Origin of the sequence: Spiroplasma sp. BIUS-1, from assembly GCF_010365805.1 — a bacterium.
GTDB lineage: Bacteria > Bacillota_I > Bacilli_A > Mycoplasmatales > Mycoplasmataceae > Spiroplasma_A.
Genome location: NZ_CP048386.1, coordinates 755,591 through 771,406, shown reverse-complemented (window position 1 = coordinate 771,406; position 15,816 = coordinate 755,591). Strand labels below are relative to the sequence as shown.

The 15,816-nt window shown below is 27.1% G+C and carries 12 protein-coding genes; all 12 read left to right on the top strand.

What is annotated here, in order from left to right:
* Nucleotides 1-247: 247 nt before the first annotated feature.
* The 12 genes from SBIUS_RS03650 (at nt 248) to pgk (ending at nt 15,811) form a co-directional block, all read left to right on the top strand.
* Nucleotides 248-2,002 (top strand): septation ring formation regulator EzrA, encoded by a 1,755-nt coding sequence (locus SBIUS_RS03650; RefSeq protein ID WP_162685129.1) that lies wholly within the window; start codon nt 248-250, stop codon nt 2,000-2,002.
* A gap of 9 nt (nt 2,003-2,011) precedes the next feature.
* Complete coding sequence (thiI, locus tag SBIUS_RS03645) at nt 2,012-3,199, top strand: tRNA uracil 4-sulfurtransferase ThiI (protein WP_162685128.1); 1,188 nt, start codon at nt 2,012-2,014, stop codon at nt 3,197-3,199.
* The gene (locus SBIUS_RS03640; RefSeq protein ID WP_162685127.1) at nt 3,186-3,479 is read left to right on the top strand and encodes a hypothetical protein; all 294 of its coding nucleotides are present in this window, start codon (nt 3,186-3,188) and stop codon (nt 3,477-3,479) included. The genes thiI and SBIUS_RS03640 overlap by 14 nt, the downstream gene beginning before the upstream one ends.
* 15 nt (nt 3,480-3,494) lie before the next feature.
* Nucleotides 3,495-3,902, top strand: a complete 408-nt coding sequence (locus SBIUS_RS03635) for a J domain-containing protein (protein ID WP_162685126.1) — start codon at nt 3,495-3,497, stop codon at nt 3,900-3,902.
* A gap of 62 nt (nt 3,903-3,964) precedes the next feature.
* On the top strand, nt 3,965-6,961 hold the full coding sequence (gene dnaE / locus SBIUS_RS03630; RefSeq protein WP_162685125.1) for a DNA polymerase III subunit alpha: 2,997 nt from the start codon (nt 3,965-3,967) through the stop codon (nt 6,959-6,961).
* 53 nt (nt 6,962-7,014) lie between these two features.
* Nucleotides 7,015-9,711 (top strand): DNA polymerase I, encoded by a 2,697-nt coding sequence (gene polA, locus SBIUS_RS03625; RefSeq protein ID WP_162685124.1) that lies wholly within the window; start codon nt 7,015-7,017, stop codon nt 9,709-9,711.
* Nucleotides 9,712-9,723: 12 nt separating this feature from the next.
* Complete coding sequence (gene mutM, locus SBIUS_RS03620; protein ID WP_162685123.1) at nt 9,724-10,557, top strand: DNA-formamidopyrimidine glycosylase; 834 nt, start codon at nt 9,724-9,726, stop codon at nt 10,555-10,557.
* A 152-nt stretch (nt 10,558-10,709) separates the two neighbouring features.
* Nucleotides 10,710-11,984 carry a DnaD domain protein gene (locus tag SBIUS_RS03615; RefSeq protein ID WP_162685122.1) on the top strand — a complete coding sequence of 425 codons (1,275 nt, stop codon included), beginning with the start codon at nt 10,710-10,712 and terminating at the stop codon, nt 11,982-11,984.
* A complete protein-coding gene (locus SBIUS_RS03610) occupies nt 11,985-12,884 on the top strand; it encodes an ATP-binding protein (protein ID WP_162685121.1) in 900 nt (299 codons plus the stop codon).
* A gap of 120 nt (nt 12,885-13,004) precedes the next feature.
* A complete protein-coding gene (gap, locus tag SBIUS_RS03605) occupies nt 13,005-14,021 on the top strand; it encodes a type I glyceraldehyde-3-phosphate dehydrogenase (protein WP_162685120.1) in 1,017 nt (338 codons plus the stop codon).
* Between the two features lie 59 nt (nt 14,022-14,080).
* Nucleotides 14,081-14,593: a hypothetical protein gene (locus SBIUS_RS03600; RefSeq protein WP_162685119.1), complete on the top strand. Its 513-nt coding sequence runs from the start codon at nt 14,081-14,083 to the stop codon at nt 14,591-14,593.
* A gap of 21 nt (nt 14,594-14,614) precedes the next feature.
* Entirely contained in the window at nt 14,615-15,811 is a 1,197-nt protein-coding gene (gene pgk, locus SBIUS_RS03595; protein WP_162685118.1) for a phosphoglycerate kinase, read from the top strand.
* Nucleotides 15,812-15,816 lie beyond the last annotated feature (5 nt).

The window sequence follows — 15,816 nt, the reverse complement described above, 5'->3', positions numbered from 1 at the left end:
TTTTTATTATATTATTTGGAAAATCATAACTAAAGATAAACTCTTACAAAGGAAGTCTATATTTCGCCCTCCATCTGCAGGGGTTACTTTTTAAATAAGTTATAGACTAATTATTTTGCAATGCTTATTTGCAGATTAACCAAAAATAATTATATATTAAATTGGGCTTAAAAAATAAGATAATTTAAAAAAAGACCCAAAAAGTCTCTATATGATATAATGATTTTGATTTCAAGGAAGTAAAATTATGAAACAATTATGGGATATTGATCAAATCTTTAAAAATCCAATCTACATAGGGGCGCTATGTACTTTTTTCATTTGTCTTGTTATTGGTGTAATAATTTTAATTATGATGAATATTTACAAAAGAATCCTTCAAACATCAGCAAAAACAATAGACCTTATTGATGATCTTAAAAAATCACCGTTAAAATATCGTTTAATGAGAGTGTCTTTGATATTTGAAGAAACTAAGGCTTTTGAAAAAGAATTAATGATCTGAAGAACAAAATATGAAATTCTATTTGAAAATGAGCTTCAAAAGGTTTTTAAAGATTTTGTTGAATTAATTGAAGATAAAAAAAACACAAGACCATACTTAAAAAATCTAAAAAAATTTGAAACAATCTATGAAAGAGCTATGACAATCAATAAAAATGTACATGACATTTTTATTGAAACTATGAATAGTTTAGAAATAGAGTTTATTCAAAGAGATTCATTAACATTCCAAAAAGAGTTATTCAGAATACTTAAAGATGAAGTTATAATGACAACATTTAAAGATGTGGCAATTGATCAAGTAAAACTAAAACAAACAATAGACCAAATTGAAGCTCTTTTTGAAGACTTCTATATTAAATTAGATGAAGGTAGATATAAAGAAAGTTGAGATTACCTTTTAAAAATAGATAAGGCTTTAGTCTTTTTAATTGAACTGTTAGATTCTATTCCTTACATTATTTCAACAATAACAACAGTTATTCCTCAAATTATGACTGAATTAAAAAATAAACATGTTACTTTCGGTCCTTTAAAATCAAAATTACCAATTAATGCAAAAAAATATGGTGAGCTTGAAGCAGAAATTGATAGATTAAGAATCAGAATTAATAATGAACTTCAAAAGTTACAGTTCAAAAAAGCAAACAGAACCCTAAAAGAAGTTTTCAAACAAGTTAATACATTTAAAAGTATGGTTGAAAATGAGGATAACTTGAAATCATTCTTTGAAGTTAGAACTCCAGATATCAGAAACAAATTTGATATTATTGAACAATCTTCAAGATTAGTTGAAAGAGATTTTGCAAAAGTTGAAGACATTACAAAACAATTTTCTAAAGAAAGAAATGATTTTGAAATTGCAAAAGCGTCATATAGAAAAACAAAATCAAAAGCCGATTTATTATTCTCTCAAATTGATTTAGGAACAAACAATGGTAGAGAGATAAATCTTTTTGAAATTAAAAAAGAGATGCTTGATTTAATGGAACAAGCTTTAAAAGATATGTCTGCTTTAGAAAAATCTGCAAAAATTGTAGAAAGCAAAAGTACAAATATAGATTCTCTTGCAAATCAAGTTGTTTTTATTCAATCAATCTTAAATCAACTTGATGTTAAAATAAACCAATTTAAATCTATAAAGGAATTAGAAAGATTTATAGAACCTATTCAAGAATTACACGTAAGTCTTGCTAAGTTCTCAAGAGAAAATCTTAAAAAAATAACTAGTCAAGAAGAAAGACAAGTTATTTCAGAGGAAATAGAAAAATGTAATCAAGATACTCTTGTTTTGGCAAGAGATTTAAATGATACAATTTTTTTAGACTACATTGCACAAGAAATAATAATTTATTTAGAAAGATACACAGGAAAAGTTCCTGGTATTGAAGAAGTAATTTTTAACTGTGAAAGATTATTTAAGGAAAGAGAACTAGATCAAGCCATTGGTTATTCATTAAAAAGTTTATTAGCAATTAAAGAAAACTACAAAAGATAGAGGTACTATATGAAAAATATATTAATAAGGTATGGAGAATTAACTCTAAAAGGAAATAATAGAAATGCTTTTATAAGTAAGTTGATTCAAAATATAAAATTTAAACTTAGACAATACAAAGAAATAATTGTTTATAAAAAAGATCACAACAGTTTAGTTTTGGAAATTAGTGATGACTCTAAATTAGATGAAATCTCAAACATACTTCAAAACATTTTTGGTATATATTCTATGTCTATTGTAGAAATTGTAGAAAAAAATGAAGAAGTAATTTTGGCAAAGACATTAGAAATTGCTTCAAATCATAAGGGAACTTTTAAAGTTGAAGTTGAAAGAAAAGATAAGAGTTTTGAAATTAGTTCTCAAGATTTAAAAACAAAAGTGGCTGTAAATATTTTAAAAAATAATCAAAATATAAAAGTTGACGTTCACAATCCTGAGTTAAAAATAACTATAGTTGTAAAACATAATGGAACATTTATATTTACTTCAAGAATAAATGCTTCAAAAGGTTTACCTGTTGGTGTAAGTGGAAAAGGATTATCTCTTTTAAGTGGTGGTATTGATTCACCGGTTGCAAGTTATCTTACTCTTAAAAGGGGTATGCAAGTAGACTTTTTACATTTCATGACCCCACCACATACAACACCAGAAGCTTTGGATAAAGTTTTTAAGTTAGCAACTAAAATTGAAAAATATAATCAAGCAAGTTTCTCTCTTTTTGTATGTGATTTTTCAATGATATTAAAAGAATTAATGCATATAAAAGAAGAATCATACAGAATAACAATCATGAGAAGAATTTTTATTAGAATAGCAAATGAACTATCAAATATAATTGGGGCAAAAGCTATTATAACAGGAGAATCATTAGGTCAGGTTGCAAGCCAAACTATTGAATCAATAAATGTAATTAATGAAGTTTCTGATTTACCTATACTAAGACCTGTGTTAACATATGACAAGGAAGAAATAATAGAAGTTTCTAAAAAAATAGATACATATGAAATATCTATTCTTCCTTTTGATGATGTATGTTCAATGTATGTGCCAAGAAATCCAGTCACAAAACCTAAATCATATGTTGCACAAAAACAAGAAGAGAGTTTGTTGTTGGATGAAATGATTGACTATACAGTTAAGAACTTAATAAAAACTTATATATGAAAAGATGGTGGTTTAGTTGAAAAACAATAAAACAAAAAAGAAAACCGAAACAAGTAAGTTTGGAGTTTTCAATGGAAGTGTTGTTAACAGTGAGACATTGGCATATGATCAAGAGTTTGAAATAGAAAACTATAAGGATGATTCTTTAACTATATCTGAAATACCAACACCTATTTTGAAAGAAAAAAAAGCAGAATCAAATGTTAAGAATAAGAAAAAGAAAACCAATTATTTTATTTATAAAATAACAGCATATATAATAATCTTATTAATTATAATCTTATTAATAGTTTGAATAGCAATTCGCTAGAGAAGAGTTGAAATCATGGATACATTTTTTAAAATAATATCTAGAATATTACAAATAATTTTTTACGCAATAATAATTGATCTTATTTTTGGTTCAGTTAGAAGAAGACGTGGTGGAACAAATCGAAATAGAGACAATACACAAAGTCGCTATTCTGATGAGGATTTTGCTGGAGCTGGTTATGACAGATCTGATTCTGCATCAGATTTTTATAGAGGTCCATCTCAATTGGAACAAGCTTATCAAGTTTTGGGTTTGAGTCAAGGAGCAACCTTGAAAGAGGTTAAGTCAAGATATATTGAACTTGCAAAAAAATATCACCCAGATAAAAACCCAAATAATTTAGAAGCACAAGCTGAAATGACAAAAATTAATAATGCTTACGAAACAATTGTCGATGATTTCAATAGGAGAAAAAATTAACACTATTTAATTAAATGGTGTTTTTTTGTTAATAATGTAAAATAAGAGAAGTGAGGTTTGCTATGGAGTATTTAAATTTACTTAATGTTCAAAGTTGTTACAACTTTTTAAACTCAACAATAAAAATTGATGATTATTTGAACTTTTTAAAATTAAATAATTTAGAATATGCTTTTTATGCAGACAAAAATTCTATGTATGGATCTGCTGAATTCTATGAAAAGGCTATTTCAAAAGATCTTAAACCTATTATAGGTTTGAATATTGATTTGTCTTTTGGAAGTATTTTGATATATGCAAAAAATAACATAGGTTTTCAAAAAATTAGTTACATAAGTTCATACTTAAACCAAAATGATAAAGTTAATTTAGAAAATTTGGAAAAAGTTTTTTGAGATACATTATCAAATGATTTAATTATAGTTTGTTCGTTTTCAATTGAAAATGTAGATAACTTTTTAGACAAGTTTAATAAAAATTTAAACTCAGAAAATTTTTATATTGGAATAACAAAACAAAATAGTAATTTCTTTTCAAAACATTCAAATAGTGTTTTTGCAAATCCTATTAATTTTTTAAATGAAAATGAGTTTCCGGTTTATAAAACACTGTTAGCTATTGGAGAGGGAAAACTAATCTCTGAACTTACTAATGTAGATAAAAACTTTTTCTTTCCAAAAGAAGTAGTCGAAAATTACATGAATGTAGAAAATCACATAAACAACATATTAAAAATTTCTTCGCTTATTGATTACAAAAGCATTTTTGTTAAAGAGAAACATTTTTTAAAATATCCAAATAGCAAAAAAATGCCTTCTAGAGAATATTTAAAAATGATTTGCGAGAACTTCCTAGATGATTATTTTGAAACAAAAAATAACTTGAACAAACAAATTTACAAAGAGAGACTTGCATATGAATTAGATGTAATAAACAAAATGGGATTCGAAGATTATTTTTTAATTGTTCACGATATGATCTCAGAAGCTATCAGATTAAAAATATTATATGGTCCGGGTAGAGGTTCTGCTGCAGGAAGTTTGGTTGCCTTTTTATTAAAGATAACAAAACTAGATCCAATAGAGTGAGATTTATTGTTTGAAAGATTTTTAAATATAGACAGAGTTACTTTGCCGGATATAGATTTAGATTTCCAAGATGATAGAAGAGAAGAAATTTTAGAGTATCTTTTCAATAAATATGGAAAAGATCACTTCGCTACAATAACAACCTTCCAAACAATTGGTATTAAAAATGCTTTAAGAGATTGTGGAAGAATTTTTGATGTACCAATGAATGATATTAATCATATGACAAAACAAATAAATGACAAAAATATAAAGGATTTAAAATTAGCTCTTGAAGATAGTGAGACATTAAGAAAGTATAAAGAAAAATATCCTCAGATTTTTGAAATTAGTGAAAAAATAATTGGTCTTCCAAGACAAACAGGAACTCATGCTGCTGGAGTTGTTTTTTCAGATGTCGAACTATACAAAGTTGTTCCAACCAAAATTGGTATAAACGGAATTTCTCAAACACAATTTTCTATGAATCACTTAGAAGAGATAGGTTTAATAAAAACAGATATTTTAGGTTTAAGAAACCTTTCTATAATTCAAGAAGTTTTAAAAAATATTAAAATGATTGAAAAAAAAGATATAAAACTTGAAGATATTCCTTTAGATGATAAAAAAACATTCGAACTATTAAGAAGTGGAGATACAAGTGGTATTTTTCAACTTGAATCAAGTGGTATGACAGATGTTCTTATAAAAATGAAAGCAAACTCAATTGATGATATCGCCTTAACAAGTGCATTATATAGACCGGGACCACAAGATAACATTCCATTATTTATAGAAAGAAAAAATAATAGTGATTTAAAATATTCTATTGATAAAAATCTAGAAGACATTTTAGAATCGACTTTCGGAATAATAGTTTATCAAGAACAAATAATGCAAATGTTACAAAGAGTTGCTAACATGAGTTTGAGTAAAGCAGATATTGTTAGAAGAGCTATTGGTAAAAAAGATAAAAACCTAATGAGCCAATTTAAAGAGGAGTTTACCCAACAAGCTGTTGAAAATGGTTATTCTCAAAATAAAGCAAATGAGATATGGGTTTATATTGAAAAGTTCGCTTTATATGGATTTAATAAATCGCATGCTATAGCTTATTCTTTAATAAGTTATTGAATGGCGTACTTAAAAGCAAACTTTAAGTCAGCATTTTATTGTTCTCTTTTAAATGGTTCAATTAGAAATGAAACAAAAACATCTCAATATTTAAATGAAATAAAAAATGCAGGGTTTCACGTTAACCCACCAACAATAAAAAATCCAAATAGTATTTATGTTTTCCATAATAATATGATTAATATACCAATGAATATTATTAAATACATTGGTCCTGAGTTTTTAAAAAACATAAAAGAATTATTTAAAACTAATAAAGAAGCTTTTGAAAATATACTTCTACTAATTGGGAATATGAAAGAAAAAGGTTTAACAGAGCAAAGATACACAGCACTAGTTTATTCTGGAGCATTTGATTGTTATGGTTTTGCAAGAAAAGATTTAATAAATAAAAGAGAACAGATTTTTAATTTAAGTTCTACAACAACATTATTAAATGATCCTAACATTTCTTTAGATTTAGAAAAAAGAAAAGACAAACCCGAAGAGATAGTTGGTTTTGAAAAAGAGTACTTAGGATTCTTCGTATCTGCACATCCTCTTTCAATAATCAGACAAAAAATAATGAATAGTCAAAAATTAAGACTGTTAAATACATTAAAAGAAGAGTCAATTGTGTGTGATGTTCTTGTAAATATTGAAAATATAATTACAAAGAAAGATAAGAATGGAAACGAAATGGGATTCATTGATATAGCAGACGAAACTGATTCAATGGTTGTAACTGTTTTCTCTTCTGTTTATGAGAGTTTGAAGTCAAAATTAAATTTAGGAAAAAATTTAATTATTAAAATAAAAACTCAAAAATTTAATAACAAAATTAATGCAGTTCTTTTAGAGTTTATTAAAGAGATATAATAAAAAGTGCTATAAGCACTTTTTTTGTTATTATAGAATTAATGGTGAAAAATATGAAAAAGAAATTCTTACTTGTAGATGGAAATGCTCTTATTTTTAGAGCGTTCTACAGCTCTTATGGTAGAGCGACACTTACTACAAAAAGTGGTATACCCACAAATGCTGTTTACTCATTTATTAATATGCTAATGAATATCATTGAAAAAAATGATTATTTTTGCGTTAAAGTAGCTTTTGATAAAGGTAAAAAAACATTTAGACACGATAAGTTAAAAGATTATAAAGCTGGAAGAGCAAAAACGCCCTCAGAGTTGGTAATGCAATTCCCTATAGTGAGAGAATTTTTAACTAATGCAAATATTGAATGATTTGAAGTTGAAAACTTTGAAGCAGATGACATAATTGGTACAATATCACAAACTTTAGAAGCAGATGTTGATGCAGAAACTCATATTCTTACAAGTGATCAAGATATGTATCAACTTATTTCTGATAAAACATTTGTTCTATCACCGCAAATAGGTACAAGTGATTTAATGATTTATAATAGAGAAAAACTTTTTGAAAAATGAGGAGTAACTCCAGAACAAGTTGTTGATTATAAAGGTTTGAGAGGAGACTCATCTGACAACATAAAAGGTGTTGCTGGAATTGGTGAAAAAACTGCAAAAGAATTATTGCAAGAATTTAAAACACTAGAAAATATTTATGAAAATATAAATTTAATAAAAGGTGCCAAACAAGCTAAACTAATTGCTGGTAAGGAAGATGCTTTCCTGTCAAAAGAAATTGCAACCATTCACAAGGAAATGGTAATCGATAATATAAGTTTTGATAAAACTGAAATTGACTTTAATGGGTTAAGAGATTTTTTCATTAGATATGAAATGAATTCTCTTTTAAAAAAATTTAGCTCAAAAAGCGAAGACAAAGTTGAGGAGTTTAAATTAGAATATAAAGTTTTAAATAAATGAGACTCAACATTTAGTGATAAAGAAAACTACATTTATTTAGAAACTCTTAATGACAACTATCATACAAGTGATGTTATTGGTATTTCTGTTGTAAATAATAAAGGTAATTTTTATTACACTTTTAAATCGAGTGAAGAAATCAGTATTTTTAACTGAAATGAATCTGTTTTGGATGAACAATTCCAAAGTTTTTTACTTAACTCAAATTTTAAAACATATGATTTAAAGAAAACAATAGTTGCTTTAAAGAAAATGGGTTATAAAATAAATCCAGATAATTTTATTTACGACATGATGATTGGTTGTTATGTAATTAATTCAAATATCAAATCTACTTTTGAACAACACGTTATAATGTTGGATCAATCTAGTGAAATTAAAACTTTTGAAGAAATTTTTGGAAAAGGTGTAAAAAGAACTCAATTGATTGATGAAAAAGTTAAAATGGACTATTTGGTTAACAAGGCTTTGATAATAAAACAACATGAACAAGAAGTTATAAAACAATTAGAAAACAATAAGCAAACAAGTTTATATGAAAAAATCGAACTTCCCTTTGCAAAAGTTTTAATTGATATGGAAGTAGAAGGAATAGAAGTTGATAGAAAAGAACTTTCAGAACAAGAAAAAAACATCTTAGAGATTCTAACTAAATTAGAAATTGAAATTAAAGATGAATTAAAAGAATATGTTGATGAAAGTTTTAATATAGGTTCACCTAAACAATTAAAAGAACTTTTATTTGATAAATTAAAGCTGCCAGACTACAACAAGGGAAGTACAGATAGAGAAACTTTAGATGCATTAGAAGATAAGCATCCTGTAATTTCTAAAATTATTGCTTTTAGAAAATACAGCAAGTTATATTCAACATACTTAAAAGGTTTTGAAAAATTTATTCATCCAGATAATAAGGTTCATACAATATTCAATCAAACTTTAACAAATACAGGGAGATTAAGTTCTAGTTATCCAAATATGCAAAATATTTCTGTAAGAGATGAAGAACAAAAAAATGTAAGAAAGATTTTTGTTACAAATGAAGAAAACCTATATCTAAGTTTCGACTACTCACAAATTGAGTTAAGAGTATTGGCAGATATTGTTGAAGAAGAAAAACTAATTCAAATTTTCTCAATGAAAAGAGACATTCACTCTGAAGCTGCAAGAAGTATTTTTGATTTAGAAGAAGATCAAGAAGTTAGTTCGGAACAAAGAAGAGTTGCTAAAGTATTTAACTTTGGTATTTTGTATGGTTTGAGTGATTTTGGTCTTGCAAAAGACTTAAAAATATCTATTCCACAAGCAAAAGAATATATAAAAGCTTACTATCAAGGTTTCCCGCAAATTTTAAAATTCAAAGAAGAAGTTATTAAGTTTGGTTACGAAAAGGGATATGTAGAAACTCTAGGGAATAGAAGAAGATACATCTATGAATTAAGTAACTCAAATTATATGGTAAAACAGTTTGGAGAAAGAGCTGCTGTAAATGCTCCAATACAAGGAACTGCAGCAGATATTCTAAAAGTAGCAATGATAAATGTTTTTACAAAATTAAAAGAAAATAATTTTGAAACAAAAATGGTTGCCCAAATACACGATGAGATAATATTATTAGTGAAGAAAAAAGAGTTAGATCAAGTAAAGGAAATGGTTCTTGAAACTATGAAAGATGCTTACAACAACTTGTTAGAACTTTCAAACAAGAACAGAAAAGCTTTGGTGGAGTTAGAAATTAACTTTTCACAAGCGAATGATTGATTTGGCTTAAAATAAGGAGAAATTTGTATGCCAGAATTACCAGAAGTTGAAACGGTTATTAGAATTTTAAATAAGAAAGTAAAGGGTCTTACTATTGAGAATGTTAAAATAACTTACCCAAACTTAGTAAAAACAGATATATCTATATCTGATTTTGAAAATAAAGTTAAGGGTAGAAAAATTGATAACATTTCAAGAATTGCTAAGCATATCATTTTTGAACTACAAGAAATTGTTCTTATAAGCCACTTGAGAATGGAAGGGAAATGATTTGTTTATGACAAAGGAGATGTTTATGACCCAAAACATGTAGAAGCTATTTTTGAGTTAAGCAACAACAAAATGCTTATTTATAATGACACAAGAAAGTTTGGAACACTTCATTTACAAGATAAAAATGACTTTAAAAATCAAAACCCTATTGCTAAAGTTGGTCCAGAACCTTTTGATAATAGTATAAATGGTCAATATCTTATGGATGTAATGTCTAAGTCAAACAAACATATAAAAACAGTTCTGCTTGATCAGACAAAAATTTCAGGAATTGGTAACATTTATGCTGATGAAATACTTTTTGATTCAAAAATTCATCCAGAAAAAAGAGCTAGTAGCCTATCTTTAAAGGATTTTGAAAACATTCTAGATTCATCAAAAAAGATACTAAAAAAATCAATTGATTTGGGTGGTTCTACAATAGATTCATACCAACCAGAACAAGGAATCGATGGTAAATTTCAAAACGAATTAAAAGTGCATTTAAGAAAAGCAAAGCCATGTTTTGAGTGTGGAAAAATTATTGAAAAAATAAAAGTAAATGGAAGAGGAACTTATTTTTGTTCACAATGCCAAAATTTATATTAATATGTGGATAACTTGATAAAACCTTTTAAATAAAGGAGTTTATCAAGTTTTTATATTCACATTTGTTAGTCAATTAGATAAAAAATATTAAATAGGTTTCAATTTTTTTTCTTTTTTTTATTATTAATTAGTCAAAGGTACGGAGGTAAATTATGGATAATTTCAGTTACAGAGTTGTTCTTAAAAATATCATTGATAGCTCAAATAATAAAATAATTACCTACCTATACCAACCAATAATGGGATCAAAAGCGGTTTCTTTATATTACACGCTAATCAATGAATCATATATTTTAAGTGAGTTCAAGAAAATAACACTTTCAGATGCTAGGTTATCAAAAATCACTGGAATTACAAAACAAAGTCTTGCCAAATATATTAAAAAATTAGAAGCTCTAGGGCTTTTAAGAACTTTAGAAAACAAAGAAAAAGAAACTATAATTTTCAATGTCTATTCACCTTTAGAGCCAGTTGATTTTTTTGAAAACCAAGTTTTCAACAATGCGCTCCTATCAAAGTTAAAAAAAGAAGATTATGAACTTGTTAGATTTACATTTAGAGATGAAGGTGAAATATCTCTTGAAAGTGGATATAAAGATACTTCTTCTAAATTTGCAGAGGTATTTGGTCAGCTTGAAGATATTAAATCAGAACAAACAACAATGATAAAAGCAAAACCAAAAAGAACAAATGCTTTATTAAAAGGTCTAGATTATGCTAATTTAATTGATTCTTTAGAAAAAGAAGATGTAATTATAAGTAAAAATAATCAAACTGTTAAAAAAGCAATTGAAGATGTTTTTGGATCATATAATATAAGTCAATTCGAAATAAAAGAAATAGTTAAAATGATTTATGACAAAGAAACATGTTCATTTGATAATTCTTTATTCTATAAAGAAGTTGCTAAACTTGTATTTAAAAAAGAAGAATTTGCACCAACAGTTCCTGAAATTGATGTAAAACAAAATATTCAAGTTAAAAAAACTCAAAAACTAAATGAAATGGAAACAATAGAACCAGAAGAATACTTATTGGCTTTATTGGTAACTAAAAATAAAGAAATTAAAGAACTTGATAAAACTCAAAACGAAATAATCGAGATATTGCAAAATAAATACAAATTAAGAAATGGTGTAGTTAACTGTTTATTTGACTTTGTATTCCTTAAAAACAAAGGAAAAATAGTTCCTAACTATATTTACAAGATAGCTTCAACAATGTCAGAGAACGGGTTTAAAACAGCCCCTGAGGCCTTTGAGTATCTTAAAGTTGCCCACCAAAAATCTAAATCAAATATTAAATCAAGTAAAGACGTAACTATTGATTTGGGCAGAAGATGAGATGATGCTTTAAACAAGAGTACTTACAAAATAAACGTTGAAGATGATGTTACTTTTGATGAGAGTGGATGAGGTGATTTTTAGATGAAAAGATTTACCTTAGAAGAAATAAAAACACATTCAAGTTTAAAAGAATTAATAGAGAAACATAAAATATCAGATCAGATTCTAGAGAATAATATTTTAGTTATAAACAGATTTTTAACTGAGTATACTTTATGTTCAAAAGAAGGACCTTTAAGTGAATGTAAACAAGTAATACCGGGAGTTCAAGGTGTTCTTGTTTACAAAAATAATTTATTCTATATATCAAGCAAAAACTGTAAACACTGAATTTTTGAAAATAAAGATTACAAAATTACAAAGAATATAATTCATGCAGACTATGATTTACTCGAAAATACTCAAACTATTGGTGAATATATCGAAACCCTTGAAATAGCAAAAGTTCCAAAGCAAATGCAAATTCTATTTAAACAAATTAGAGATAACATTGTTGAAGGTTCTTGAAAAGGTCTATATATTTTTGGAAATCCAGGAGCAGGTAAAACTTTTTTAATGAAAAGATTGGCAAATACATATGCAAAAAAAGATAAAAAAGTAATATTTGTAACTGTAAATAAACTAATAAAAATCGTAAAAGATACATTTAATACAGAAGAAAAAACAAGCTTATCAAGATTTTATGATGATTGTTTAAAAGTTGATGTTCTAATACTTGATGACATTGGAGCTGAAGTTGTAAGTGATTGAAGTAGAGATGAACTTATGTTCGGTATATTAAACCATAGACTTGAAAACAAAAAAATAACTTATTTTACATCAAATTTCTCAATAGAAGATCTTCAAAAGTATTACTTAAATAAAAGAGTGACAAAACCAGATGAAAAAAGATTCGAAATGCAAAAGACTTTAAGGTTTACCGAGAGAATAAAAGGTCTTTCAAAAGAGTTTGAAATGGTTGGAGAAAACAAGAGATACTAATGGAATTATTTTCCATTACAAAAAATTTCTTATGGAAAAAATAGAAATAAAATTTTTAGGTTTTATTTAATAAATAAACCAATAAGGTATAAAATAAAAGCGTGAAAGGAATTGACTAATATGAAAAAAATAGCAATTAACGGATTTGGAAGAATTGGACGTCTAGCATTTAGACAATTATTCTTATCAAACGATATTGAAGTTGTAGCAATTAACGACTTAACAGATTCAAAAAAATTAGCATACTTATTAGAATTCGATTCAGCTCAAGGAAAATTCATGAGTGGAAAAATCGAATCTAAAGAAGGAGCTATTATTGTTGATGGAAAAGAAATCAAAATCTTAGCAGAAAGAGACCCAAAAAACTTACCTTGAGGAGAAATGGGAATTGACCTAGTAGTAGAATGTACAGGATTCTACGCTGACAAAACTAAATCTCAAGCACACATCGAAGCAGGAGCTAAAAAAGTTATTATTTCAGCACCAGCATCAGGTGACTTAAAAACAATAGTTTACGGTGTTAACCACAAAACATTATCAGCAGACGACACAATCGTTTCAGCTGCATCATGTACAACAAACTGTTTATCACCAGTAGCAAAAATCTTAGATGAAAAATTTGGAATTGTTAAAGGATTAATGAACACAATTCATGCCGTAACAAACGACCAAAGATTATTAGATTTAGCTCACCCAGAAGACTTACGTCGTGGGCGTGCAGCTGCATGAAACATTGTTCCTTCAAAAACTGGAGCAGCAGCAGCAGTTGGTAAAGTATTACCAAACTTAAACGGAAAATTAGATGGATTAGCATTACGTGTTCCAACTATTACAGGATCAATCGTTGACTTAACTGTTGAATTATCAAAAAACACAACAGTTGATGAAATCAACAATGCAATTAAAGCAGCAGTTTCAAGTGACGCTGAATTAGGACAAGCATTAGAATACTGTACAAAAGAAATAGTTTCACAAGACGTTATTGGATCAACATATGGTTCAATCTTCGATGCAACTTTAACAAGAGTTATGGAAGTTGAAGGAAAACAAATGGTTAAAGTGTTCTCATGATATGATAACGAAAACTCATTTACTTCACAATTTATCCGTACAATTAAACACATGTTATCTTTATAATTTGTAAATAACATTAAACAAGCATATTTTTAAATCGATAGTAATATTGAGGTGAAAATATGTTTTTTTATTCTAAAGATGAATTCATAGATTATATTTTGAATGTAATTGCAAAAGTTAAAAAAGAAAAAAGTATTTCTAAAGTTACACAAATTCAGATTCAAAAGATTATTTATATTGTTTATTCTTACTTTTTAATTTTCAGAGATAAGATAGCTAATATAGATTTTGAAACATGAAGATGAGGACCTGTTATTTACGAATTGTGGAAGAAACATACAAGTTATTCAAGATCTGATATCCCAATAACCTACATTGAAAAAATGGACAAAGAAATTAATCTTTCATATGAAATGGATAATAAGATAACTTATGAAATAGTTAATTTTTTATTAACTTTAAAATCATGAGATATTGTAGTTATTTGTCACGAGCAAACTCCTTGAAAAAAACTATATAAACCAAGTAAAAATAATTTAATAAAAGATCAAGATATAATAAGGTTTCACAATGAAAATCCAGATAATTTTTTTGATTATATAGATTTTATGGTCAAAAATGTTTTAAAATAATTAGGTATAGGAGAACGAAAAATGAAAAAAACATTAAATGATATTCAAGTATCTGGAAAAACTGTTCTTGTTAGAGTTGACTTTAACGTACCATTAAAAGATGGTGTTATAACTGACGATAACCGTATTAGAGCAGCATTACCAACTATTAACCACTTAATTGAAAATGGAGCAAAAATTGTTTTATTTTCACACTTAAGCAGAATTAAAGAAGAAAGTGATAAAGCTAAAAAATCTTTAGCTCCTGTTGCTAAAAAATTAGAAGAATTATCAGGGAAATCAGTTAAGTTTGTTGCACAAACTAGAGGTGAAGAACTGGAATCAGCTATTAAATCTTTAAATGAAGGAGAAATTCTTTTATTTGAAAACACACGTTTTGAAGATGTTCAAAATGGAGAATTAGTTAAATTCGAATCAAAAAATAATGCTGAATTAGGAAAATACTGAGCTGGATTAGGAGATGTATTCGTAAATGATGCATTTGGTACAGCACATAGAGCCCACGCTTCAAACGTAGGGATCGCTTCAAACATAGCTGAAAGCTGTGTTGGATTCTTAGTTCAAAAAGAATTAGAAATGTTATCAAAAGGAATTGATAAACCAGAACACCCATTCGTAGCTATTATTGGTGGGGCTAAAGTTTCTGATAAAATCGGAGTTATCGATAACTTATTAGAAAAAGCTGACAAAATTATTATTGGTGGAGGAATGGCATATACATTCTTCAAAGCACAAGGTCACAGCATTGGTAAATCATTATGTGAAGAAGATAAAGTTTCATTAGCAAAAGAATATTTAGAAAAAGCAAATGGAAAAATTATTTTACCAATAGACTCAGCAAACAACACTGATTTTAAAGATACTGAACCAACAATTTCTGGTGTAGATTTACCAGAAGATGTAATGGGATTAGATATCGGACCAAAATCAATTGAATTATTTGAAGATATCTTAAAAGATGCAAAAACAGTTGCATGAAATGGACCAATGGGAGTATTCGAATTCGAACACTACAACAAAGGTACTTTAGCTGTTTGTGAAGCAATCGCTAACTTAAAAGACTCATTCACATTAATTGGTGGGGGAGATTCAGCTGCAGCTGCAATTCAATTAGGATTCAAAGAAAAATTCACACACATTTCAACTGGTGGGGGAGCTTCACTAGAATATATGGAAGGTAAAGTATTACCTGGTGTTGAAGCAATTCAAAGTAAATAGTTAAA